Annotated in this window: 21 protein-coding genes and 1 pseudogene; 7 read left to right on the top strand and 15 right to left on the bottom strand. The window is 70.9% G+C overall.

What is annotated here, in order from left to right; genetic code table 11:
• Positions 1-130 precede the first annotated feature (130 nt).
• The 10 genes and pseudogenes from EDD90_RS35155 to EDD90_RS35110 all read right to left on the bottom strand — a co-directional run.
• A pseudogene (locus EDD90_RS35155) lies at positions 131-1,573 on the bottom strand (FAD-dependent monooxygenase); the annotation flags it as partial.
• A gap of 40 nt (positions 1,574-1,613) precedes the next feature.
• Positions 1,614-3,161, bottom strand: a complete 1,548-nt coding sequence (locus tag EDD90_RS35150) for an FAD-dependent monooxygenase (protein ID WP_185149335.1) — start codon at positions 3,159-3,161, stop codon at positions 1,614-1,616.
• Between the two features lie 2 nt (positions 3,162-3,163).
• Positions 3,164-4,114 (bottom strand): aromatase/cyclase, encoded by a 951-nt coding sequence (locus EDD90_RS35145; RefSeq protein WP_123976901.1) that lies wholly within the window; start codon positions 4,112-4,114, stop codon positions 3,164-3,166.
• A 47-nt stretch (positions 4,115-4,161) separates the two neighbouring features.
• Positions 4,162-4,947 (bottom strand): 3-oxoacyl-ACP reductase FabG, encoded by a 786-nt coding sequence (gene fabG, locus EDD90_RS35140; RefSeq protein ID WP_123976900.1) that lies wholly within the window; start codon positions 4,945-4,947, stop codon positions 4,162-4,164.
• Positions 4,948-5,063: 116 nt separating this feature from the next.
• The gene (locus EDD90_RS35135; RefSeq protein WP_123976899.1) at positions 5,064-5,336 is read right to left on the bottom strand and encodes an acyl carrier protein; all 273 of its coding nucleotides are present in this window, start codon (positions 5,334-5,336) and stop codon (positions 5,064-5,066) included.
• A 44-nt stretch (positions 5,337-5,380) separates the two neighbouring features.
• Complete coding sequence (locus tag EDD90_RS35130) at positions 5,381-6,592, bottom strand: ketosynthase chain-length factor (RefSeq protein ID WP_123976898.1); 1,212 nt, start codon at positions 6,590-6,592, stop codon at positions 5,381-5,383.
• On the bottom strand, positions 6,589-7,860 hold the full coding sequence (locus tag EDD90_RS35125) for a beta-ketoacyl synthase (RefSeq protein WP_123976897.1): 1,272 nt from the start codon (positions 7,858-7,860) through the stop codon (positions 6,589-6,591). Before EDD90_RS35125 ends, EDD90_RS35130 begins: the two co-directional genes overlap by 4 nt.
• Positions 7,857-8,186 (bottom strand): TcmI family type II polyketide cyclase, encoded by a 330-nt coding sequence (locus tag EDD90_RS35120; protein WP_123976896.1) that lies wholly within the window; start codon positions 8,184-8,186, stop codon positions 7,857-7,859. Before EDD90_RS35120 ends, EDD90_RS35125 begins: the two co-directional genes overlap by 4 nt.
• Before the next feature lie 92 nt (positions 8,187-8,278).
• On the bottom strand, positions 8,279-10,039 hold the full coding sequence (locus tag EDD90_RS35115) for a biotin carboxylase N-terminal domain-containing protein (RefSeq protein ID WP_123976895.1): 1,761 nt from the start codon (positions 10,037-10,039) through the stop codon (positions 8,279-8,281).
• Between the two features lie 487 nt (positions 10,040-10,526).
• Complete coding sequence (locus tag EDD90_RS35110) at positions 10,527-11,144, bottom strand: response regulator transcription factor (protein ID WP_123981978.1); 618 nt, start codon at positions 11,142-11,144, stop codon at positions 10,527-10,529.
• 685 nt (positions 11,145-11,829) lie between these two features.
• Here EDD90_RS35110 and EDD90_RS35105 point away from each other — a divergent pair.
• Positions 11,830-12,540, top strand: a complete 711-nt coding sequence (locus tag EDD90_RS35105) for a ScbR family autoregulator-binding transcription factor (protein ID WP_185149334.1) — start codon at positions 11,830-11,832, stop codon at positions 12,538-12,540.
• Here EDD90_RS35105 and EDD90_RS35100 read toward each other — a convergent pair.
• Together EDD90_RS35100 and EDD90_RS35095 are read right to left on the bottom strand one after the other, a co-directional pair.
• Positions 12,486-13,520, bottom strand: a complete 1,035-nt coding sequence (locus tag EDD90_RS35100; protein WP_123976893.1) for an NAD(P)-dependent oxidoreductase — start codon at positions 13,518-13,520, stop codon at positions 12,486-12,488. The two genes, EDD90_RS35105 and EDD90_RS35100, sit on opposite strands and share 55 nt — an antisense overlap.
• The gene (locus EDD90_RS35095) at positions 13,517-14,395 is read right to left on the bottom strand and encodes a ScbA/BarX family gamma-butyrolactone biosynthesis protein (protein WP_394365617.1); all 879 of its coding nucleotides are present in this window, start codon (positions 14,393-14,395) and stop codon (positions 13,517-13,519) included. The genes EDD90_RS35100 and EDD90_RS35095 overlap by 4 nt, the downstream gene beginning before the upstream one ends.
• Before the next feature lie 529 nt (positions 14,396-14,924).
• Here EDD90_RS35095 and EDD90_RS35090 point away from each other — a divergent pair.
• Positions 14,925-15,734: a ScbR family autoregulator-binding transcription factor gene (locus EDD90_RS35090; protein WP_123976891.1), complete on the top strand. Its 810-nt coding sequence runs from the start codon at positions 14,925-14,927 to the stop codon at positions 15,732-15,734.
• A 234-nt stretch (positions 15,735-15,968) separates the two neighbouring features.
• On the opposite strand, the gene EDD90_RS35085 is transcribed toward EDD90_RS35090, so the two are convergent.
• Together EDD90_RS35085 and EDD90_RS35080 are read right to left on the bottom strand one after the other, a co-directional pair.
• On the bottom strand, positions 15,969-16,661 hold the full coding sequence (locus EDD90_RS35085) for a response regulator transcription factor (RefSeq protein WP_260328310.1): 693 nt from the start codon (positions 16,659-16,661) through the stop codon (positions 15,969-15,971).
• A 78-nt stretch (positions 16,662-16,739) separates the two neighbouring features.
• A complete protein-coding gene (locus tag EDD90_RS35080) occupies positions 16,740-17,432 on the bottom strand; it encodes an antibiotic biosynthesis monooxygenase (protein ID WP_123976889.1) in 693 nt (230 codons plus the stop codon).
• 260 nt (positions 17,433-17,692) lie between these two features.
• Here EDD90_RS35080 and EDD90_RS35075 point away from each other — a divergent pair, with 260 nt between their 5' ends.
• The 3 genes from EDD90_RS35075 to EDD90_RS35065 are packed head-to-tail and all read left to right on the top strand — an operon-like array spanning position 17,693 to position 20,020.
• Complete coding sequence (locus EDD90_RS35075) at positions 17,693-18,136, top strand: nuclear transport factor 2 family protein (protein ID WP_185149333.1); 444 nt, start codon at positions 17,693-17,695, stop codon at positions 18,134-18,136.
• Positions 18,133-19,452, top strand: a complete 1,320-nt coding sequence (locus tag EDD90_RS35070) for a cation:proton antiporter (RefSeq protein WP_123976887.1) — start codon at positions 18,133-18,135, stop codon at positions 19,450-19,452. The genes EDD90_RS35075 and EDD90_RS35070 overlap by 4 nt, the downstream gene beginning before the upstream one ends.
• Positions 19,453-19,465: 13 nt before the next feature.
• A complete protein-coding gene (locus EDD90_RS35065) occupies positions 19,466-20,020 on the top strand; it encodes a flavin reductase family protein (RefSeq protein WP_123976886.1) in 555 nt (184 codons plus the stop codon).
• 157 nt (positions 20,021-20,177) lie between these two features.
• Here EDD90_RS35065 and EDD90_RS35060 read toward each other — a convergent pair whose 3' ends face one another.
• Complete coding sequence (locus EDD90_RS35060) at positions 20,178-20,579, bottom strand: winged helix-turn-helix transcriptional regulator (RefSeq protein ID WP_398928670.1); 402 nt, start codon at positions 20,577-20,579, stop codon at positions 20,178-20,180.
• Positions 20,580-20,771: 192 nt separating this feature from the next.
• On the opposite strand from EDD90_RS35060, the gene EDD90_RS35055 reads away from it, so the two are divergent.
• Positions 20,772-22,262 carry an MFS transporter gene (locus tag EDD90_RS35055; RefSeq protein ID WP_123976884.1) on the top strand — a complete coding sequence of 497 codons (1,491 nt, stop codon included), beginning with the start codon at positions 20,772-20,774 and terminating at the stop codon, positions 22,260-22,262.
• A gap of 13 nt (positions 22,263-22,275) precedes the next feature.
• Positions 22,276-22,671 carry a pyridoxamine 5'-phosphate oxidase family protein gene (locus tag EDD90_RS35050; protein ID WP_123976883.1) on the top strand — a complete coding sequence of 132 codons (396 nt, stop codon included), beginning with the start codon at positions 22,276-22,278 and terminating at the stop codon, positions 22,669-22,671.
• The last annotated feature ends 188 nt before the right edge of the window (positions 22,672-22,859 follow it).

Below are 22,859 nucleotides of genomic sequence, written 5' to 3'. Positions count from 1 at the left end.
TGCCCGACAAGGCGGCCCCAGCGCGGGGATCGGCTGTGTCAGTGCCTGACAAAGCAGCCTCCGCTCGGGATTCGGGGTCGGAGATGGGACGGGTGGTGGCGTCGGTGAGGGAGCCGGGGCCGGTCGTGGCCAGGGCGGGCTGGGGGCCGGTCGGCAGAGGGCCGCCGCCCGTTGTCCAGGCCACGTGGCCGTCGGGGCGGATCAGGAGGGCCGTCGCGCCGGCGAAGACGCCGAGGTGGTCCGGGGCGGCGCGGACGACCGTGACCCGGTCCGCCCACGGGGCCGCGGCCTCGCGCAGGGCGGGGTTGTCGGTCAGGTCCAGGAGGACGCCGTGGGCCGGGTGCAGCAGGGCCGTCGTGGTGGTGGCCGTGCCGTCGGGCAGGTGCAGCGGGCGCGGCGGCAGGCGGCGGCCGAGCAGGGGGTGGGTGCCGGGGCCCAGGTCGTAGCTGACGTCGAGGTGGCTGACGACGCCGGCGAGACGGCGGCGCACCTCCTGCAGCCCCATCAGTTCGGTGAACAGGGCGCGCAGCGGGTCGGCCTCGGGACCGCCGAGGAAGATCATGCCCTGGGCCCGGGTGTTCATCAGCAACCGCGCGCCGACGGGGTGCCGTTCGCCGTGGTAGGTGTCGAGCAGGCCCTCCGGCGCCCCGCCCCGGACCACCGCGGCCAGTTTCCAGCCGAGGTTGGCCGCGTCCTGCACGCCCGTGCTCAACCCCTGGCCACCGGCCGGGAGATGGACGTGCGCGGCGTCCCCGGCGAGCAGCACCCGGCCCTTGCGGTAGGCGGAGACCTGGCGGGTGGCGTCCGTGAAGGAGCTGACCCAGTCGGCGCCGCCGCCGGCCAGCGACTCTCCGGTGATGCGCTCCCAGGCGGCGGCGACCTCGTCGAACCGCACGTCCTCGGGCCGGTCCCCGGCCGGGGTGCCGTGCTCGCACACGATGATCCGGTCCACGCCCGGCGCCAGCGGCGCGGCCATCACCATGCCGTGCTCCAGCCGCTCGCCGAGGAAGCGCGGGCGGATCTCGCAGCCGGTGACGTCGGCCAGGTACATCCGGCGGGTGGCCGGCAGGCCGGGGAAGTCGAACCCGGCCGCCCGGCGCACCACGCTCTGACCGCCGTCGCAGCCCACGAGGTACCCGGCGCGCAGCCGCTGTTCGCCGTCGGGCGCCTGCGCGACGATCTCGACGCCGTCGGCGTCCTCGGCCAGCTTGGTCAGCTCCCAGCCCCGGCGGATGTCCGCGCCCAGCTCCCCGGCCCAGTCCTCCAGGACGGCCTCGGTCTGCGACTGCGGGACACCGCGGGCCCCGAAGTGGGCGTCCTCCAGGACGGTGTAGTCGAACTGCACACCGCCGAAGTGGCCCATCGGGCTCTTCTCCAGCTGTCCGAAGCGGGGCAGCAGCCCGCGCTGGTCGAACACCTCCATGGCGCGGGCCGTGAACCCCAGCCCGCGGGACTGCCCGGTCGGTGCCGCCAGTTTCTCCACGACGACGACCCGGGCGCCGCCCAGCCGCAGTTCCCCGGCCAGCATGAGGCCCGTGGGCCCCGCGCCGACGACGATCACATCCGTGTCCACAGCGCTTCCTCTCTGATCTGATGAATCGGCTGAACCGGGTTCACAGCCCGGGGTCCGGACGGCCGAACCAGTGCCGGATCGCCGCGGTCGCCGCCCAGGGGTCCGAGCCGGCCCAGGCGACATGGCCGTCCGGGCGGACGAGCAGCCCGTCGGCGTCGTGCAGCGGCGACCTGGCGTCGTACGGCCGCCCCTCGGTGTCGTGCAGCGGACCGGTGGCGTCCGGCAGCACCGCGACCGGGGTGACCCGGTCCGACCAGACCTTGCCGAGCCAGCGCAGTTCGGCCCGCGCGGACTCGGAGACGAGCAGCAGCCCGCGTCCGGTGCGCAACAGTGCGGCCACCTCCACCGGGCCGTCCGGCGTGGGCAGGGTGCCGAGCGGCAGCCGCGCGCCGAGCAGCGGGTGGCTGCCGCCGCCCACGGGGTGCCGGATGTCGAGCCCGGTGATCATGGCGGCGAGGTGCTGTCGTGCGGGTCCCGCGGCGATCAGCTCGCCGAGCAGGGTGCGCGCCGGTTCCACCGCCCGGTCGCCGAGCAGCAGCAGTGCCTGGGCCCGGATGTTGGCCAGCACCCGGCGCCCGACCTCGTGCCGTTCGTCGTGGTAGGTGTCGAGCAGTCCCTGCGAGGCCCGGCCGCAGACCACCGCGGCCAGTTTCCAGCCGAGGTTGGCGGCGTCCTGCAGTCCGAGGTTGAGGGCCTGGCCGCCGCTGGGCATCTGGCGGTGGGCGGCGTCCCCGGCGAACAGCACCCGCCCGTGCCGGTACTGGGTGAGCTGCTGGTTGGCGTCGCCGAAGGCGTTGAGCCAGACCGGGCGTCCGCCACCCAGGTCCTCGCCGGTGACCCGCCGCCAGGCGCCGACGACCTCGGCGAAGGCGGGCGGGCCGGTCCGCTCGGGGGCCGGGGTGCCGAACTCGTGCACCATCACCCGGGTGGTCCCGCCGGGCATCCGGGCCGCGATGGCGAGGCCGCGCTCAAGGCGTTCGAAGCGCCGGTTCGGGATGTCGATGCCGGCGATGTCCGCCCGCAGCAGCTCCCGCCCGGCCGGGGTGCCGGGGAAGTCCGCCCCGGTCAGCCGGCGCACGGTGCTGTCCTCGCCGTCGCAGGCGACGAGGTACGCCGCCCGCAGCCGCCGCGGCCCGTCCGGGGTCTCGGCGACGACGTCCACGTGCCCGTCGCGCTGGGTGAGGCCGCGCACCTCCCAGCCGCGGCGCACATCCGCCCCGAGGGATCCGGCCCACTCCTGGAGCAGCTCCTCGGTCCGGGTCTGGGGCACCTTCCACTGGCCGGAGTGCGGGCTGGGCATGGTCAGGTCCATGGGCACGCCGCCGAAGTGGCCGCGCGGTTCGCGCGACGGATCGCCGAGTGCGGCCAGCAGCCCGCGGCAGTCGAACAGTTCCACGGTGCGGGCGTGCAGGGTGGAGGCGCGGGACTCCGTGGTGGGGGTACGCAGCCGTTCCAGGACGACCACGTCGGCGCCGCCCAGCCGGAGTTCACCGGCCAGGAACAGGCCCACGGGCCCGGCCCCCACCACGATCACACGGGTGTCCGCCGGGCCCGTGCGGGGCCGGGCCGGGGAGCTGTCGGTGGCCATGGTCAGCGGCTCTTCTCCGCGTAGTCCTTGGCGTGCCGCAGCGTGGCACGGCTGTTGGTGCTCAGCGCGCCCTGGACGTACTCGCGGGCGTCCTCGACCGTCGCGTGCGCACCGAGGATCCGCGCGATGTTGTCCGGGTTGAGCACGACCGTGTGCTGCGAGGTCGCGGCGACGCCGCGCGGGTACTCCTCGAACGTCCACAGCCCGGTGTGCAGGGTCATCAGGGCCGGCAGGGTCACCTGCTTGTAGGCGATCGCGCGGTGCGGGAAGGTCACCCGGTACGACTTGGTGGTGTGCGTCGAGCCGTCCTTGGCCCTGGTGTCCATCTCCAGGACCTGCAGTCCGGGCGTCGGCTCCTCGAACCCGACGCGGGCCACGTGTGGCAGCCGGTCCACCCACAGGTGGGCGTCGTTGATGAAGTCGTAGACGTCCTTGGCCGAACCCTCGATCAGCACCGTGTCCTCGAAGGAGAAGGTCAACTCACGTGCCGAGTGGACGCGTTCGACGTTCTCCTTCAGGGCGGCCAGCTCCGAGCGGGAGTTGCGGTCGACCGCCTCGTCGATCCAGGCGAGGCTCTCGGGGTCGTCGTCGACGGCCCGGTAGTCGTGCAGCAGCCGTACGAGCGACTCGCCGCCCCGCTCCTCGATCTCCCAGGCGCCGCCCATCGCGGCGACCGGGGGCGCGGAGACCTCCTGGCGGAAGGTGATCCGGCGGCCGTCCGGGTCCAGGGTGCGCCGCGAGGTCCAGTTCTTGGCCTCGCCGTTGGCGGTGGCCCAGATCCGGATGCGCTCCTCGCGCTCGTCCTTCTCCACGTGGTCGACGTGGATGGTCGGGGGGAAGATCTGCGGCCAGTTCTGCACCTCCGCGATCAGCCGGTAGACGGCGTCGGCGGGGGCCGAGACGGTGATCTCGTGGGCTACCTGGCGAGTGGTCGTTGCGTCCGTCGTGGTCACGTCCTCGTCCTCTTCTTCCTGTCCGTGTTCCGCTGGTTCGTGGCGGGTCAGAAGTTGCCCAGGCCGCCGCAGACGTTGATCGCCTGGGCGGTGACGGACGCGGCGGTGTCGGAGGCGAGGTAGCCGACCATCCCCGCGACCTCCTCCGGTGTGGAGTAGCGGCCGAGCGGGATCTTGGCCTGGAACTTCTCGAGGATCGCGCCCTCGGTGGTGTCGTAGGCGGCGGCGTAGCCCTGCCGGACGCGCTGGGCCATGGGCGTCTCGACGTACCCGGGGCAGACGGCGTTGACGGTGATGCCGGTCGGCGCGAGTTCGTTGCCGAGGGCCTTGGTGAAGCCGACGACGCCGTGCTTGGAGGCGGAGTACGGGGCGCCGAGCACCACGCCCTGCTTGCCCGCGGTGGAGGCGATGTTGACGATCCGGCCCCAGCTGCGGCCGCGCATGCCGCCGGTGTTGAGCACCTCGCGGGTCAGCCGGAAGACGCTGTTGAGGTTGGTGTCGATGACGTCGTCCCAGAGCTCGTCCGCGATGTCGGCGGTCACTCCGCCGCCGCTGCGGCCGGCGTTGTTCACCAGGATGTCGACGGCGCCGAAGCGGTCGACGGCCGACTGCACGAAGTCCTGGACGGCCTGCGCCGAGCGGACGTCCACGGCGGCGCCGTCGGCCTCGACGCCCTCCTCCTGGAGCTGCTTGACCGTCGCGGCCACGTTGTCGGCGTTGCGCGCCCCGATGAAGACCTTGTGCCCGGCGGCGCCCAGCTGCCTGGCCACCGCCAGTCCGATTCCGCTGGTGGCCCCGGTGATCAGGGCGACCCGCTGCGTCTGTTCGGGCATGCTCTTTCAACTCCCTTGAATGGAGGGCTGCTTGGTGGGGGGCTGCTTGGTGGGGGGGTGCCGCCGCCGACCGCGGGTGGCCGACGGCGGCTCGACAGAGTCGGGGGGACGGAACGTCAGGCGGCGCTGGCGGTCTCCCCCAGCTGGGAGTTGACCGCGTCGATGAGGGCGCGGGGCGTGTTGCTCTCCGTCAGGACGTCGTCGTCCAGGACGATGCCGTACTCGCGCTCGATACGGCCGCCGGTCTCCAGGAGCGCCAGCGACTCGTAGCCGAGGTGCTCGAAGTCCTCGTCGAGGATGTCGCCGTCGAGGTCGACGGACTCCTCGGCGCCGGCGCCCTCGATCAGGATGCGCTTGAGGTCGTCGAGGGTGAACTCGTGCTTGTCCACGTGCTGTTCCTTTCGGGTCAGTTGTCCGGTCGGAGCGGCGGGGGTCAGGACAGGGCCCGTACCACCGCCGCCGAGTTGAAGCCGCCGTGGCCGCGGGCCACCACCAGGGCGGTGCGGATACGGGCCTCGCGGGGGCGGTCGGTCACGAGGTCGAGGTTGTGCTCGGGGGACGGGCTGACATGTACCGTCGGCGGGATCACGCCGTCCCGGATCGCCAGGAAAGCGGCGGCCAGGTCGAGGGGCGCGGCACCGGAGTACAGGCGGCCCGTCATCGTCTTGGGGGCGGTGACCGGGACGGCCGCCGGGCCGAACACCGCGGTGAGCGCGGCCGCCTCGATCCGGTCGAGCTCGGGGTCGGCCGCCGCGTCCGCGAACACCACGTCCACCGCGTCGGCCGCCACCCCGGCGTCGTCCAGGGCGAGTTCGATGGCCCGGCGCAGCGCCGGCGGGCGTCCGCTGCCCGGCTTGGGGTCGAACGTCGCGGCGTATCCGGCGACCTCGCCGTAGATCCGCGCGCCGCGGGAGCGTGCCGTCTCCTCGGACTCCATGACCAGCAGCGCGCCGCCCTCGCCCGGCACGTACCCGTCGGCCGCCTCGTCGAAGGGCAGATAGGCCCGGCTGGGCTCGTCGCTCGTGGTCAGTCCCTGCGCGGCGAGCTGGGCGACCCAGCCCCACGGGCAGATGGAGGCGTCCACGGCCCCGGAGACCACCAGGCCCGTACCCTTGCGGATCTGGCGGCGGGCCTGGGCCACCGCGTCCAGACCGCCGGCCTGGTCGCTGACGACCACGCTGCTGGGGCCCTTCATCCCGTGCCGGATGGAGATCTGGCCGCTGTTGACGGCGTAGAACCAGGCGAACGACTGGTACGCGCTGACGTACTGGCTGCCCCGGCTCCACAGGGCCTGCAGCTCGCCCTGGCCGAACTCGAAGCCGCCGGAGGAGCTGGCCGTGACCACGCCCATGCCGAACTCGGGCAGGTCGCGCGGCCGGATCCCGGCGTCCTCAAGGGCCCAGTCGGCGGCGACCAGGGCAAGCCGGGTCATCCGGTCGGTCTGCGGCAGCAGCCTGCTCGGCAGGTGCTCCTCGGCCACGAAGCCGGGTATCTCACCGGCCAGCCGGGCCGGGTACTGCGCCGGGTCGAAGCGGGTGATGCGGCCGATGCCGCTCTTCCCGGCGAGGGTCGCCTCCCAGTAGTCCTGGACACCCAGGCCGTTGGGCGCCGTGACGCCGAGGCCCGTCACCACCACCGCGGTCATGCCATGCTCCTCTCGGGACGGGCGAGCACCATCGCGCTCTGGAAGCCGCCGAACCCGCTGCCCACCGTCAGCACCGCGTCGGTCAGCTGCTCGCGGGCGGTGACCGGCACGTAGTCCAGGTCGCACTCCGGGTCGGGGGTGTGCAGGTTGGCCGTGGGGGGCACCACGTTGTGCTCCATGGCCAGCGCGGACGCCGCGATCTCGATCGAGCCGATGGCACCGAGCGAGTGCCCGACCATGGACTTGATGGAGCTGACGGGCGTGCGGTAGGCGTGTTCGCCGAGGCTCTTCTTGAAGGCGGCCGTCTCGTGCCGGTCGTTCTGCTTGGTGCCGGAGCCATGGGCGTTGATGTAGTCGATCGAGTCGACGTTCATCCGGGCCTCGCCCAGCGCCACCGTGATGGCCTCGGCCATCTCCGCGCCGTCGGGCCTGAGGCCGGTCATGTGGTACGCGTTGCTGCGGGTGGCGTAGCCGGCGATCTCGGCGTAGATGTGCGCGCCGCGGCGGCGGGCGCTCTCCAGCTCCTCCAGGACGAACACCGCGCAGCCCTCGCCGAGCACGAAGCCGTTGCGGGTGCCGTCGAAGGGCCGGGAGGCCTGCGCCGGGTCCTCCCGGCGCGGGGTCGTCGCCTTGATGGCGTCGAAGCAGGCCATGGTGATCGGCGAGATCGGCGCGTCGGACGAACCGGCGATCATCACGTCGGCCGAGCCCTCGCGGATCAGCTCGACGGCGTAGCCGACCGAGTCGATGCCGGAGGTGCAGCCGGTGGACACCACCGTGTTCGGGCCCTCGGCCCCGACCGCCCAGGCGACCTCGGCGGAGAAGGAGCTCGGGACGAAGTAGTTGTACAGATGCGGTACGGCGTACTCGTGGTCGACCAGGTGCAGCCGACCGCCGTCACTGACGATCCGGTACTCCTCGTCCAGACCGGTCGTCGCGCCGACCGCGCTGCCGATGGTGACGCCCACCCGGTGCGGTTCGTGGGCGGCGAGGTCGATCCCGCTGTCGGCGACCGCGCCGCGCGCGGCGACCACCGCGAACTGGGCGGCCCGGTCCATCCGGCGGGCCTCCTGCGGAGCGAGGCCGTGCCGCTCGGGGTCGAAGTCCATCTCGGCTGCGACCTGCGAGCGGAACGGACCGGGGTCGAAGAAGGAGATCCGCCGGGTCGCGGTACGACCCTCGCTCAGCAGCTCCCAGAAACTGTCCTTGCCGACGCCACCGGGGGCGAGGACCTCGATGCCCGTGACGACGACTCGACGGCCGGTCATGCGGAGGCCTCCCAGTTGTAGAAGCGGGTGGCCATCGCGTCGGCGGGCGACCGCCAGGTGGCCGGGTCGTATGCCTCGATGAAGGGCTTCAGGTCCTCGCTGATGCGGACGAACCGCTCGTCGGACTTGGCCCCCTCGATGAGCCGGCCGCCGTTGTCCGCGTCGAAGTCCTGCAGATGGAAGTAGAGGCCCCGGTACTGGAACAGCTGGCGGCGCCGGGTACCCATGAGATGCGGCATCTCGGACTCGTCGAACGCGCCGAACAGCCTGGCGACGTCGGCTGCCGAGCCCGGTTCCATGCGTGCCACGATCAAGGTGCTGTGCATGAAGCTCTCTCCTTGTGATGGTGCGTGGGACAGGGGGAGCGGAAATAGGTCGTATTCCGCGTACGTCTGGATCGCGCCTCGCCGGGATGTGGTCAGTCCTTGATCTCGCAGATCAGGGCGCCGGAGGTGAGGGAGGCGCCGACCTCGGCGGCGAGGCCCTTGACGGTGCCGGCCTTGTGCGCGTTGAGCGGCTGCTCCATCTTCATGGCCTCCAGGACGACGATCAGATCGCCTTCCTTGACCTCCTGGCCCTCCTCGACCGCGACCTTGACGATCGTGCCCTGCATGGGCGAGGCGAGGGTGTCGCCGGAGGCGGCCGGGCCGGACTTCCGCACCGTCCGGCGCCGGGGCTTGGCTCCGGCGGCCAGGCCGGTGCGGGCCAGGGTCATGCCGAGCGAGGCGGGCAGCGAGACCTCCAGGCGCTTGCCGCCGACCTCGACGACGACCGTCTCACGGCCGTTCTCCTCCTCGGCCTCGGCGTCGGCCGGGGCGGTGAAGGGCTTGATCTCGTTGACGAACTCGGTCTCGATCCAGCGCGTGTGGACCGCGAAAGGGCCCTCGGCAGGGGCGAAGGCCGGGTCCCTGACCACCGCCCGGTGGAAGGGGATGGCGGTGGCCATGCCCTCGACCTGGAACTCGTCCAGGGCCCGGGCGGCCCGCTGGAGGGCCTCGGCGCGGGTGCGGCCGGTGACGATCAGCTTGGCGAGCAGGGAGTCCCACGCCGGGCCGATCACACTGCCGGCCTCGACACCGGCGTCCAGGCGGACACCGGGGCCGGAGGGCGCGTCGAAGCGGGTGACGGTGCCCGGGGCGGGCAGGAAGTTGCGGCCCGGGTCCTCACCGTTGATCCGGAACTCGAACGAATGACCGCGCAGCTCCGGGTCGCCGTAGCCGAGGGCCTCGCCGTCGGCGATCCGGAACATCTCACGGACCAGGTCGATACCGGCGACCTCCTCGGTCACCGGGTGCTCGACCTGCAGACGGGTGTTGACCTCCAGGAACGAGATCGTGCCGTCCTGCCCGACCAGGAACTCACAGGTACCCGCACCGACGTAGCCGGCCTCGGCCAGGATCGCCTTGGACGCCTGGTAGAGCTGAGCGGTCTGTTCCTGTGTCAGGAAGGGTGCGGGGGCCTCCTCGACGAGTTTCTGGTGGCGGCGCTGGAGCGAGCAGTCACGCGTGGAGACGACGACCACGTTGCCGTGGGTGTCGGCCAGGCACTGGGTCTCCACGTGCCGGGGGCGGTCCAGGTAGCGCTCGACGAAGCACTCGCCGCGGCCGAACGCGGCCACCGCCTCACGCACCGCCGACTCGTACAGCTCCGGGACCTCCTCCAGGGTGCGGGCGACCTTCAGACCGCGTCCGCCACCGCCGAAGGCCGCCTTGATCGCGATCGGCAGGCCGTGCTCCTCGGCGAACGCCACCACCTCGTCCGCGCCCGCGACCGGGTCCGGGGTGCCGGCGACCAGCGGGGCACCGGCACGCTGGGCGATGTGACGGGCCGCCACCTTGTCGCCCAGGTCACGGATGGCCTGCGGGGGCGGGCCGATCCAGGTCAGGCCCGCGTCCAGGACCGCCTGCGCGAACTCCGCGTTCTCCGAGAGGAAGCCGTAGCCCGGATGGACGGCGTCCGCCCCGGCCTCACGGGCGGCGTTGAGCACCTTCTGGATGTCCAGGTAGCTGGTGGCGGGGGTGTCACCGCCCAGGGCGAACGCCTCATCCGCGGCGCGGACATGCAGAGCGTCCCGGTCCGGGTCCGCGTAGACGGCCACGCTCCCGATCCCGGCGTCCCGGCAGGCCCGGGCCACGCGGACAGCGATTTCGCCACGGTTGGCGATGAGCACCTTGCGCACGACGGGCCCTCTCCTCATTCGGCAGGAATTCTGGGATGATCAAGCGTGTCCGGGGGAATCCCGCTCCCGGGCAGTCGCCCGAATACCTGTCCATCGTCGGCGCGGCACATCGGTGCGTTCAACAGCCAACCATTAAGCCTTCAGACCAGATCTGCAGGTGGGCTACGACTTTGTTGGCACACTGCCAGGCCAGTGTCAGAGAATTGTCAGAAGCGGCGCCGAACCGTCCTCGGGTGGCGAACAGTTGGCCGTCGGCCGAATACGCGGATGCCGGGGAACGTGGCGCGGCCGGCATACGAAAGGGCGGGCTCCGCCGTCCGGAGCCCGCCCTGTTCGAGAATCTGCGCTGAAGGATCTGCGTTGAAGGACGTTGAAGGATCTGCGTTGGATGATCTGCGTGCAGGAAATCCGTGTACGAGAAATCCGTGTGCAAGAAATCCGCGTTCAATGATCTGTGGAGATGCCGTGACGTCCCGCCGGAGGGATGTCAGACCGTTCCGAAGCGGAACCCCACGCCGCGGACCGTGACGATCCAGTCGCTGCCTCCGAGCTTCCCGCGAAGGCTGCTGACGTGGGTGTCCACGGTGCGCCGGGACCAGGAACCGCCCCAGACCTGCTGCATGATGCGCTTGCGCGTGATCACCGTCCCCGGATGCGCCGCGAGGAGGAAGAGCAGGTCGAACTCCTTGCGGGTCACCTCCACCGCCTCACCGTGAAGACTGACCTCGCGTGACGAGGCGTCGATACGCAGCGGTCCGCACGAGACCACTCGCGCGGTGACCGACTGCGGCCGGGCACGGCGCATGACGGCGTCCATCCGGGCCATCAACTCCCGGAAGCCGTACGGCTTGACGAGGTAGTCGTCCGCGCCGGCCTGGAGGCCGAGGACGCGGTCGAGTTCCGTACCCCATCCGGTGACGGCGATGAGGGGCACGTCGCTGAGCGACCGGATCGAGCGACACACCTCCAGTCCGTCCAGGTCGGGCAGTTCCAGATCCAGCAGGACGATGTCCGACACCTGGTAGGCCTGCAGAGCGGCGCTTCCCGTGCCCACTCCTTCGACCTGGTGTCCGTGCCGTCGCAGTCCGGCGGCCAGGGTGTCCATGTCACTCTGGTCGTTCTCGACGACCAGAACCCGCCAACTCGCCGAGGGCCTGCGGATCTGAGCTGCGAGGGACTTCCTTGCTTCCAGGGTGCTGCTCGTTGCGCCTTGGCTCACTTGCTCTCCCCCTGAACATGTCGTTCACGCTCGAGCGCCTGACGTCCCGAGCTTAAAAACCTACCTCTCGGTTTGTCAAAAAAAGACTGAGTAAACTTACACTCCGTCACATCCTCAGTCCGGTTTACGGTAGTTAGGCACGAGTCCTGGTTCGAGATCCATGTCAAAACGTAATCAACATCACTCTTAGGGATCTTGCCAACTGCAGACTTGGGATCGCGAGTTCCGTTTCTGAGGCCACTGACGGGGGCGGCGGTTTGTTCTTGGCGTCAACCAACTCGCCTTGATCGCCCGGCATGCGCCGGCACGACCATGCGTATATGCGTTGCGCGGCGCCGCAGGCGTTGGTAGACCTTCCGAAACGTTTTTGACTGTCCGATTCCCCGCTTCCACCCGGCATTCACTCTGGCCAAGATGTGGAAAAGCGTGATCTTCTGGGCAGTATTGACGGAGTGTCGACAGCGCGGGTTCCGGGTCGAACAGACCCTCCCGACGCGAGCTGGACACGGAGCCGCTATAAACAGACCGTCAAGTCTGTTCTCTGGATCGCGGGATGGAAGGATGCAGGCAGGTGGGACACCAACAGGAGAGGGCGACCCGCACCCGCCGACTGATGCTGAAGTCGGCGGCGGAGGTCTTCGACCGCGAGGGCTACGCGTCGGCCAGGCTGGCGGACATCAGCGCCCACGCCAGAATGAGCACCGGGGCGCTGCACTTCCACTTCGCCAACAAGGAGGACCTGGCCCGGACGGTCGTGAACGAGGCGCGCGGGATCCTGTGGCGCGCCGCCCTGATCCCGTACGAGAAGAACGGCGAGCCGCTGCAGTCACTCGTCGACATATCGCACACGCTCGGCCAGTTGCTGTCCTGGGACGTGGTGGCCCGGTCCGGGTTCAGGCTGGACACGGAGTGGCCGCGCGGCGGGCGGCAGCAGTTCATCCACGCCTGGCACGCCTGTCTGCGGCGGCTGCTGGACCGCGCGGAAGAACGGGGCTCGCTCCGGGAGCAGATCCAGCCGCAGCCGCTGACCTGTGCCATCGTCGCGGCCACGACCGGTATGGGAGTGCTCATCAAGGGACGTACCGGAGAGCAGACCCGGGGAGCCTTCACCGGGTTCTGGCAGGGCTTCCTGCCGGGGCTCGCCGCGCCGCACGTGCTCGGCGAGCTGAACCCCGGCGGAACCACCGATCTGGTGGACTACGCGGTGACCGCGTCCCGTTACCTGCCCTACGAACCGGCCGAGGCGGCCGGCGTGGAGACGGCGGCCAAGGGGCCGCTGTGATCCGGGACCGGCCGTCGGCTCCGGTACCAGTCGGCGTACCGGGGCAGCCGCTCGGCGAACCCCGCGCCGGGGTCGCAGCCCAGGTCGGTCCAGACCCGGTCGTCGGCGAACCAGTGGTCCGCCGCCAGCAGTTCCAGGTGGTGGCGGGCCGTCCGGTCGGCGCGGACCCGGGCCGACGCGGTCTCGGCCGGGATGCCGGGCACGGCCGCCGGAAGGAGGCCGTACAGGTCGGCCACCGACGACACCAGCAGTGAACCCGGCACCGGATCCGGGTGGTTGACGAAGCGGACCCGGCCGGCGAGCGCCGTCGGCGAGAGCGCGGCCGCCATCAGCACGCGCCCCAGGGTCCCGGCGTCGATCATCGACTGCCGGCCGCCCCAGCCGTGCGGGCGCGCCCCCAACTGCCTTAACAGCGCCAGCAGTCCGGGAACCACCCAGCGGTCCCCGACCCCGTACACCAGATGGGGCCGCAGCACGGTGCCGCCCGCCGCGAGGACGTGCCGCTCGGCTGCCGCCCGGGTGCGGCTGGTGTCCGAGAGCGGCGCGATCGGCACCTCCCCGGGACGGACCCCGTGGAACGGACCCCGCCCGAGCACGGCCGCCGTGCTCAGGTACACGAACCGCCCGACTCCGGCCCGCCGGGCCTCCTCGACCAGCGCGCGGGTACCCAGGTCGTTGACCCTGCGCAACTGCCCGGGATCGCCGCCGACCTGGGAGGCGCAGTGAACGACCGCGTCCACGCCGTCGCAGACGCCACGGAGCGAGGCGGGGTCGGTGAGGTCCCCCCGTACGTAGTCGGTCCGGTCCCGCCGTACATGGCCGGTCCGGTCCCCTCGGCCGTGGCCGACCGGTGTGCCGGTTCCGGGCGGCGGCTTGCGGACCAGCAGCCGCAACCGGACGTCCCCCGCGACGTGGGCCGCGGCCGCCGCATGACCGCCGACGAATCCGCCGGATCCCGTCACCAGGACGAGCGGGCTCACCTTCTGCCCCGCACCGTGCCGCCCAGCGTCGCGGCGAAGACGGGTTCGTCCCCTTGCGGCCCCTGCTGCAGCCCCTCCACCCGCAGCACGGCCCCCTGCTCCGGGCAGCTGTCGTGCCGGGCCAGAATCCAGCAGGGTTCGGTCAGTTCGCAGTACTTCTGGAAGGTGACCCGCAGCGACACCGGGTGGAAGACATGCCCGGGTGTGAGTACGGCGGCCGCCTGCCGGGCGGCTTCGAGGAGCACCATCCCGGGGACGTGGTCGTTGGCGCGGGCGAAGAGGGTGGGGTGCGTGGTGTCCAGGCGCAGCCGCCAGCCGGGGCGGTGCTTGGAGAGGGCGAGGACGACGTCCCTGCGGTCGGTACGGCCCGCCTCGTGCGGCGGCACGGCCGGCAGCAACGGCACCGGACGGCCGACGGCGGACATCCGCTCGCCCCGCAGTCTGCCGTAGACGCGAGCCGAGGTGACGACGAGGACGCCGATGCTGGTGGCGAGCAGCCGGCCCAGGCGCTGGAAGCGCAGGTCGACCCGCATGCTGACGAGGCGTCCGGCGCGCAGCCGGACGTCGGAGCAGTCGACCACGACCTCGATCGGGCCCGAGGCGCCCGCGACGGTGAAGTCGGGTGTCTCCAGCGTGTATCCGATCTCGCGCATCACGAACTGGTCGCCGACCGGCACCCCGAACGCCGCGTGCGCGAGCATCATCGTCGCCTGCCGGGTGGTCTCGGCCACCAGCATCGGGTCCTGGCGGCCGTCGGGCAGCGGAGCGAAGAAGCGGTGCGCGACGGGCCACTCCACCGAGACGAGGAAGCGGTGTTCGGAGAGCCGCAGCCACTCCACCGGGAAGCGGTCCTCGACGTACGGGCGGTGACACAGCTCGGGTGTGGCCCTGCCCTCGGCGGGGTGACACGGTGCGGCGGGGCCGGGCCGGTGGACTGGGGTGTCATGGTCCGGTATCAGAACCGGCGCGTCGGTCCGGAAACCGGGCGGGGAAGCGATGTTCGCGGCGTCGAGCAGCAGGTTCTGGCCTTTGATCGGACCGCTCTGCCCGTTGATCGGGGAACTCTGCCCGTTGTTGCGACAGCTCGGTCCGTCGTGGTGTTCCAGGGTCCCGACAGAAGCGGTGCCGGATGCCGGTTCAATGGTGTTGAGCTGCGATGATGCGGGTGCCGTCAGGGTCGCCGCAGCGGCCGTGGCAGGGGAGTCGGGCCGGCTCGGAGCCGGTTCCGTACCACCATGAGTAGCGACTAACCGGTCCATTACACGTATGTCACAGTCAGACATGGTTTGCCCCCAGGGTCGATGAGTGCGGGGATCGTTCCCCCTCTCGACAAAAGACTGGCAGTCCGGTTCTCTTTGTGGGGCGACCTGACCAAGCTCTGACATAGAAACAGGCACCGAGGCCATGGCACGACAAGCACGAGCAATCCAGACCCGCGAGTCGATCCTGCTGGCCGCCGCCGCGGTGTTCGACGAACGCGGCTACACCACGGCGACCATCACGGAGATCATCGCCCGAGCCGGCGTCACGAAGGGGGCCCTGTACTTCCACTTCTCCTCCAAGGAGGAGCTCGCCCATGGAGTCATAGCGGCGCAGCTGGACCTCGGGCCGCTGCCCGCACAGCGGACGAGACTGCAGGAACTCGCCGACCAGGGGCTGCTCTTCGCCTACCTGCTGCAGAACGACCCGCTGACCCGAGCGAGCGTGGGTCTGGCGATGGACCAGTGGAACGAAGGGGTGGACAGCGACAACCCGTTCCACGGCACGCCGTTCCAGTCCTGGGCGGACCGGCTGACCGAGGTTCTCGTCGAGGCGCGCGACCGGGGGGAGTTGCTGCCGCACGTCGACCCGGCGGAGACGGCGGAGCTGCTCGCGGGCTCCTTCACCGGCATCCAGTGGACGTCCCAGGTCCTGTGCGAGCGCAAGGACCTGATGCGCCGGGCGATCGTCATGTTCCGGCATCTGCTGCCCAGCATCGCGATGCCGCAGATACTGCCCACGCTCGACCTCGCCCCGGACCGGGCGGAACGCCTGCTGGCCTCCCGTGACGCGGTGCTCGACGGGCAGCCGGAGCCGCTCGACGAGGGGAGCGGGGGCATCTCGGAGACCGACGCGCTGCCGGAGGCCGGCGTCTTCGCGGAGGGCACGACAGGAGCGGGCGCTACGGAAGCGGGGAACGGAGCCGTCCCGGAGGGGGAGGACAGCTCCGCCTGACCCGGTGCCGGTTTCGCACGGCTCTCGAAACCGGCACCCCGGTCTGCTCCCGGTACACCCGGAACAGGGGCGACTTCAGGCCGCGGTTCCACTGCGCACAAAGCCGAACACCCGTCCCCGTCGCCCGGTTCACCCGACGGCCACTCACCCGACGACACCCCGACCACCCGAACGCCCACCCCACCGCACGAGCGCCCGCCGCCCGGGCCCGTCGTCGCGCCCGGGGGGTGCGGGTCAGGTGGTGTCCAGTCCGCCGGTGCCCGCGTGGGTCGGGGCGGCGTCCTCCAGGCGGTAGCCGACGCCGCGGACCGTGACGATCCAGCCGTCGCCCAGCTTGGCGCGCAGGGCGCTGACATGTGTGTCGACGGTACGGGTGGAGATGGCCCACTCGTCCGTCCACACCCTGGCGATCAGGTCCCGGCGGGAGACCACGGTCTCCGGTGCCGAGGCCAGGAGCAGCAGGATGTCGAACTCCTTGCGGGTCAGCTCCAGCGGGAGGTCGCCGACCCATGCCGCACGTGCTCCGGGGTCCAGCCGCAGCGCCCCGCAGGACACGCCGGCCGCGTCCCCGCCGGGGGCGACCCGGCGCGCCACCGCGTTCATCCGGGCGATCAGCTCCCGGAACCCGTACGGCTTCACCAGGCAGTCGTCCGCACCCGACCGCAGGCTCAGCACCCGGTCCATCTCGGTGTCCCGGCTGGTGAAGGTGATCAGTGGCGTACTGCCCCGGGCCCGGATCTCGGCGCACACCCGCAGCCCGTCGAGATCCGGCAACTCCAGGTCGAGCAGGACTACTTCGGCCTGCTCCCACTGTTCGAGCGCGGCCCGCCCGGTGCGGGCCCGCCGGACCTGGTGGCCGTTGCGCACCAGGCGGCAGACCAGCGGCTCGGCGGTCCCGTCATCCGGATCGATCACTAGTACGCGCATGTCCACTCCACGCCGGACCACTCCACGCCGGGCCGCTCCCCGGTGACGCCGGACGCCCCCGGGCCGCGGCCCGGACGGTCATTCGCCCGCCGACCGGGTGTGCACCACGCGGTAGGTGTTGGAGTCCCGCCAGACGGCGAGCGCGTCCACCTGGGCGTCGGTCTTCTGCCGGTCGGCCGAGCGCTCCCCGGCCGGCTGGTCGCGGAAGGCGTCGTACGCCTCCTTGCTGTCCCACTGCGAGTAGACGACGACCCACTTGCCCTCGATGCCGCGCCCGCGCAGGCCGCGCAGGACGGTGTGGCTGCGGTAGCCGGGCACGTCCTGGAGCCACTTCTGGGACACACCGAGCGCGTCGACCAGGGCGTCCTGGGTGGGCTCCATGACGCCGTACAGGTCGATGACCGTGTAGTCGTCACGGGACGGACCGATCTCGGTCTCCTCGACGCCCGACTTCTGCTGGGCGAAGACGACCTCGTTCTGCAGCAGCCGTATCGCGGTGGTGATCTCACCGAACAGCGGCAGGGTGCGGTGCTTGAACTCCTCGCCGGCGTACCGGGTCTCGAGGTCCTCGGTGGAGCGCCACTGGATGAAGTTGGCCGTACCGAACTTGGTCTGGCCGCTGTGCACGGTGCTGGACATCCACCCCTCGTAGGTGGCGGCGTCGACGATCTCACGCATCGCGGCGAGCAGGCTGTCCTGCTTCTCGGCGGAATCGGTGGAGAACAGGTTGAGCACGGTCAGGTTCTTACCGTCGGCTGCGATCTTCGGCATTCTCTCTTCTCTTCCGGTAGAGGTAAGACACGGATGAGGGACAGGGATGAATCTCAGGGATGGGGCACCGGGCGGGATTTCCCTGGCCGGTGCCTCCTGAGCCAGCATGGCAAGGTCGCACGCCTGTCTGAAGTCCGCCGTGTTCAGGACTGCGCGCGGATTGTCAGGTCTTCCCCGCCTGCGTCAGATCTTCGGCAACTGCGTCAGGTCTTCGACAACTGCACTTGGGTGCCAATTGGCCCGCGCGCGATGCTCGGGTAATGAATTCAGACGCGGCCTCAGCCGAAATCGGTGTCCTGCTGGACCGATATCTGATGGGCCTTGACGACGACAAACTGGACGACGCCTGGGCGGACGCGCTGTTCAGCGCCGACGCCCGCGTCGAGTTCCCGATGAGCCGGCACGAGGGCATCGAGGGGCTCGCCGCCTGGCACCGGCAGGCCCTCGACGCCTTCGCGCGCACCCAGCACCTCAACTCCCCCGCCGTCGTCGACCTGGTCGACGGGGAGCGGGCGGTGCTGCGCGCGAACCTGGTCTCCACCCACGTACACCACCCGGACGCCCCCGGCGATCCGCTGTTCGTGGCCGGCACCCTCGCCCGTGGCGAGGCCCGGCGCACCGAGCGGGGCTGGCGGCTGACGGAGCTGTCGTTCCGGGCGGTCTGGTCGACCGGTACCCCACCGCGGCCGAGGGGGACCCGATGACCGGGCCGACCGTCCTCGCGGCCGGGGTGCAGGACCGGCAGATCGCCACCATGCTGCTCGACATCGGCGTGATCCTGCTGGTCGGCGCCCTGCTCGGCGCGCTCGCCCGCAGGCTGGGCCAGCCCAAGGTGATCGGCGAGATCCTGGCCGGCATCGTGCTCGGACCCAGTGTCCTCGGTCTCTTCCCCGGACACCTGACACAGCATCTGTTCCCCACCGACGTGCGGCCGTTCCTGTCGGCGGTCTCCCAGGTCGGCCTGGTGCTGTTCATGTTCGTGGTCGGCTGGGAGTTCGAACGGCAGCTGATCCGGCCGTACGCGCGCCTGGCGGCCGCTGTCTCGCTGTCGTCGATCGCGCTCGCCTTCGGGCTGGGCGTGGCCGCGGCGGTCGTGCTGTACCCGAGCCACGACACCGTGGCCGGACACCACATCTCCTTCGTCGCCTTCGCCACCTTCCTGGGCACCGCCATGTCGATCACGGCGTTCCCGGTGCTGGCCCGGATCCTGACCGAGAACGGGCTGACGGAGACCCGGCTGGGCTCGCTGTCACTGGGCAGTGCCGCCATCGACGACGTGCTGGCCTGGTGTCTGCTGGCGTATGTGTCGGCCCTGGTCACCTCGGACGGCGACCTGGGCGGGCTGGCCCGGATCGGGATGTACAGCGTCGGCTACATCGCGCTGATGTTCCTGGTGGTACGGCCGCTGGTGGCCCGGCTGGTGTGGCGGTGGGCCGCCATGGAGCGCTGGAACCTGCTGCTGGCCGTGTTGTGCGCGGGCGTGTTCGCCTCGTCGTGGCTGACCTCGTGGATCGGCATCCACCAGATCTTCGGCGCGTTCCTGTTCGGCTTCGTGATGCCGCGTGAGCCCCGCCGGGTGCTCGCCGCGCATCTGCGCCGGCCGCTGGACAACGCCAGTCTCGTGCTGCTCCCGGTGTTCTTCATCGTCACGGGTCTCGGGGTCGACCTCGGTGCGCTGACCGCCACCGACTGCCTGGCCCTGGTCCTGGTCATCGGCGTGGCCTGCGCGGGCAAGCTGCTCGGCGCCATCGTCCCGGCCCGGCTGTCCGGTCTGTCCTGGCGCGAGGCCAAGGACCTGGGCGTGCTGATGAACACCCGCGGTCTGACCGAACTCATCATCCTCAACGCCGCCGTGAGCCTCGGAGTCCTGGACGGCCGGATGTTCACCATGCTGGTGATCATGGCCCTCGTGACGACGGCGATGGCGGCCCCGCTGCTGTCCCCGCGCGAGCAGCTCACGGCCGGCGGCACCCAGAAGGCTCGTACACCTGTCGCGGACGCCACGGCTCCGCACACCTGACGAGGGGGCTCAAGTGATACCCGTCCAGCCGCCGACCCAGTACCCGGACAACCGACATCTGCCGCCGCCGGTCGACGGCCGCGCGCTGCGCACGGTGTGCGGCAACTTCGCCACCGGCGTCACCGTCATCACCACCGGCGACGAGCGCAGCGGCTCCGCCACCACGGTGAACTCCTTCACCTCCGTCTCGCTGGAGCCGCCGCTGGTGCTGTTCTGCCTGCACCGGCAGTCCCGGCTCCGCCCTGTCCTGCAGGAGTCCGGGGGCTTCGTGGTCAACTTCCTGACGCATACCCAGGAGCGGCTCGCCTGGAAGTTCGCGGGCCGTGAGTCGGCGCGTCTGACCGAGGTACCGCACCACAGGTCCCCGGGCGGGCTGCCGGTGCTCAGCGACGCGCTGGCGTACCTGGAGTGCCGGCTCGCCGACGAGTACGACGGCGGTGACCACGCGATCCTGCTCGGCGAGGTCACCGGCCTCGGCACACACGCCGAGGAGACCGATCCGCTGGTCTTCTACCGGGGTTCGATGCGTGCGCTGCACGGCGCCGGCGCGACACCGGCCGACGGTTAGGCGCTCCGCTGGAGACACCGTACTTGGCCGTCGTCCGGCTGCGGCTCCGTCGTGGCTGGTCGCGCCCACGCGGCGGAGCCGCACATCGATACAGCCCCGCGCCCCTTCGGGGCGCGACAGAAGCTCAGGGGGTTCCATGGCTTTGACCGAGGACACGTCAGCGCAGCGACACCGCCACCGGTTCGTCCGCCGCGTCGAACTCCTGCCTGGCGCGCTCGACCTTGCGCAGGTTCTCCGCGGACCAGTCGGCGAGGTGGGCGAAGATCGGCGCGAGGCTGCGGCCGAGCTCGCTGATCTCGTACTCCACCCGGGGCGGCACCTCGGGGTAGTACGTGCGCACCACCAGGCCGTCGCGCGCCATCTGCCGCAGCCGCTGGGTGAGCACCTTCGGCGTGATGGTGGCGATGTTGCGCTGCAGCTCGACGAAGCGCTGCCGGCCGTACTCGTTCAGCGTCCACAGGATCGGCGTCGTCCAGCGGCTGAAAACGATGTCGAGCACCGGCGACACCGGGCACGCCAGCTCGGATTCGACCCGTGCGCCCTGCGCGTCGGCGGCCATGCTGCCCATTCGGACCCTCCCAGGAAGTCACTTTCCTCTAGGTACCTACTTTACCCAGGATGCTAGCTTCCCGGAAGACGGGTGAGCGCAGCCAACTCCCCGCCGGCGCCCAGCCTTTCGCTTCTCCGTTTCTCTTCCCCGTCCCTACGGAACACCCGCCCCTCACACCCCGTCACATCCACTAGGAGCGACATGTCGACCCAAGAGTCGTTGCGCCGTCCCCCCACCAGCTCGGACTCGGCCCCGCCCCAACGCCCCGGACTCATCCTGGCGTTCCTCTGCCTGGCCGGCTTCATGACCTTCCTCGACGTGTCGATCGTCAACGTCGCGTTGCCGACGATCGAGAAGGAACTGCACATCTCGCAGACGTCCCTGCAGTACATCGTCACCACGTACGGCATGCTGCTCGGCGGCTTCCTGCTGCTGACCGGCCGGCTCGCCGACGCCTTCGGCCGCCGCCGGATGCTGCAGACGGGCCTGCTGCTCTTCTCCGGCGCCTCGCTGCTCGCCGGGTTCGGGCAGAACGCGCCCATGCTGATCGTGGCGCGCGGTGCCCAGGGTCTCGGTGCCGCGTTCATCGCGACCGCCGCGCTGTCCCTGCTCGCCAACAACTTCAAGGAGGGCGCCGAGCGCAACAAGGCGCTCGGGGCCTGGGGCGCGCTCAGCGGTATCGCCGCCGTCGCCGGTGTCACCCTGGGCGGTCTGCTCACCGACGGGCCGGGCTGGCGCTGGATCTTCTTCATCAACGTGCCGATCGGTCTGCTGTGCGCGGTGATCGCTCCCCGGGTCGTCGGCGAGAGCCGCGCCGAGGGTCCCCGCCGTTCCTTCGACGTCGCCGGTGCCGTCACGCTGACCGCCGGTCTGGTGCTGCTCATCTTCAGCCTCGGCCAGACCGTCTCCGACTCCCACGTCCCGACCGCCCGGGTCTACGGCGGCTTCACCCTCTCCGCCCTGCTGCTGATCGCCTTCGTGGTGATCGAGCAGCGCACCGCGGCCCCGCTGATCCCGTTCAGCGTCTTCAAGCGCAGGTCGCTGACGGCCGCCAACGTGGTCGCCATCCTGCTGCTCGGCACCTGCGTCACCCTGTTCTTCTTCGCCAGCCTCTTCATGCAGCAGGTCCTCGGCTGGTCGGCCCTGAAGACCGGTCTGGCGTACGTGCCGCTCGCGGTGATCGTCGCGGTCGGCGCCGGCGTCGCCTCCCAGCTGGTGACGAAGGTCGCCGCCAAGCCGGTGCTGATGACCGGTCTGACCCTGACCAGCGTGGGCATGTTCCTGCTGTGGCGGGCCCCGTCCGACGCCTCCTACCTGGTCGACCTGCTGCCCGCGTTCCTGCTCTCCGGACTGGGCCTCGGCCTGTCGTTCGTGCCGGTGCAGGTCTCCGCGTTCAGCGGCACCCAGGAGGACGAGTCGGGTCTGTCCGCCGGTCTCATCAACACCGCGCAGGAGGTCGGCGGCGCCCTCGGTCTGGCCGTGGCCGCCACCTACGCCTTCCGCCGGGTCGCGGAGCTGACCGCCTGGGCGCACGGTGACCCGGCGCGGGTGGACCACGCCCGCACCGAGGTCTTCCACGACGCGTTCATCTCGGGCGCCTGCTTCGCCGCCGCCGGTCTGCTGCTGACCCTGATCCTGATGCCGCTCACCAAGGCGTCGCACCAGCCGGCCGCCGCCCCCGCCAAGGCCTGAGAACGGAGCCGGTATGCCGACGTCACTGCGGTTGTCGCCCGCGGCCGAGGCCTTCCTCGCCGAGAACCATCTGTGCACCTTCACCACGATCCGCCCCGACGGCTCGCCCCATGTGACCCCCGTGCGGTTCACCTGGGACGGCGAGGCGGGCCTGGCCCGGGTCATGACCGCGGTGACACGGCGTAAGGCCAGGAACCTGCTGGCCGCCCCCGGCAGCCGGGTCTCCCTCTGCCAGACGGTGGGCCCGCACTGGGTCACCCTGGAGGGCACCGGCACCGTCAGCGAGGACCCGTTACGGATCCAGGAGGGGGTACGCCAGTACGCCAAGCGCTACTGGTCGCCGCCGCCGGAGCCGCCGGGCCTGGTGGTGATCGAGATCCGGGTCGACCGGGTGCTGGGCCTGCTCTGACCCACAGCAAGGACCCACAGCAAGGACCCACAGCGAGGCCGACCGAGGGTGCCGGAGATTTCCCGCCGGCACCCTCGCGCGTTTCTCCCGGCACCCCCGCCCGTTTCCGGCACCTGACACAGCTGGAAATCCTCTGACGAAAATTGTCAGAGACCTGTACTTGTGGCCGTTCAGCTTCTCGGGCTCCC

Origin of the sequence: Streptomyces sp. Ag109_O5-1 (assembly GCF_003814875.1) — a bacterium.
Classification (GTDB): domain Bacteria; phylum Actinomycetota; class Actinomycetes; order Streptomycetales; family Streptomycetaceae; genus Streptomyces; species Streptomyces sasae.
The sequence above is the reverse complement of the archived record's forward strand: the minus strand, read 5'-3'. Positions and strand labels throughout refer to the sequence as shown.

Bases quoted from the DNA above. Each gene is read 5' to 3' on its own strand.
- EDD90_RS35150 (WP_185149335.1), bottom strand. From the start codon at position 3,161: ATGGCCACCGACAGCTCCCCGGCCCGGCCCCGCACGGGCCCGGCGGAC.
- fabG (WP_123976900.1), bottom strand. From the start codon at position 4,947: ATGCCCGAACAGACGCAGCGGGTCGCCCTGATCACCGGGGCCACCAGC.
- EDD90_RS35130 (WP_123976898.1), bottom strand. From the start codon at position 6,592: ATGACCGCGGTGGTGGTGACGGGCCTCGGCGTCACGGCGCCCAACGGC.
- EDD90_RS35125 (WP_123976897.1), bottom strand. From the start codon at position 7,860: ATGACCGGCCGTCGAGTCGTCGTCACGGGCATCGAGGTCCTCGCCCCC.
- EDD90_RS35120 (WP_123976896.1), bottom strand. From the start codon at position 8,186: ATGCACAGCACCTTGATCGTGGCACGCATGGAACCGGGCTCGGCAGCC.
- EDD90_RS35110 (WP_123981978.1), bottom strand. From the start codon at position 11,144: ATGGACACCCTGGCCGCCGGACTGCGACGGCACGGACACCAGGTCGAA.
- EDD90_RS35090 (WP_123976891.1), top strand. From the start codon at position 14,925: ATGGCACGACAAGCACGAGCAATCCAGACCCGCGAGTCGATCCTGCTG.
- EDD90_RS35085 (WP_260328310.1), bottom strand. From the start codon at position 16,661: ATGCGCGTACTAGTGATCGATCCGGATGACGGGACCGCCGAGCCGCTG.
- EDD90_RS35080 (WP_123976889.1), bottom strand. From the start codon at position 17,432: ATGCCGAAGATCGCAGCCGACGGTAAGAACCTGACCGTGCTCAACCTG.
- EDD90_RS35075 (WP_185149333.1), top strand. From the start codon at position 17,693: ATGAATTCAGACGCGGCCTCAGCCGAAATCGGTGTCCTGCTGGACCGA.
- EDD90_RS35070 (WP_123976887.1), top strand. From the start codon at position 18,133: ATGACCGGGCCGACCGTCCTCGCGGCCGGGGTGCAGGACCGGCAGATC.
- EDD90_RS35060 (WP_398928670.1), bottom strand. From the start codon at position 20,579: ATGGCCGCCGACGCGCAGGGCGCACGGGTCGAATCCGAGCTGGCGTGC.
- EDD90_RS35055 (WP_123976884.1), top strand. From the start codon at position 20,772: ATGTCGACCCAAGAGTCGTTGCGCCGTCCCCCCACCAGCTCGGACTCG.
- EDD90_RS35050 (WP_123976883.1), top strand. From the start codon at position 22,276: ATGCCGACGTCACTGCGGTTGTCGCCCGCGGCCGAGGCCTTCCTCGCC.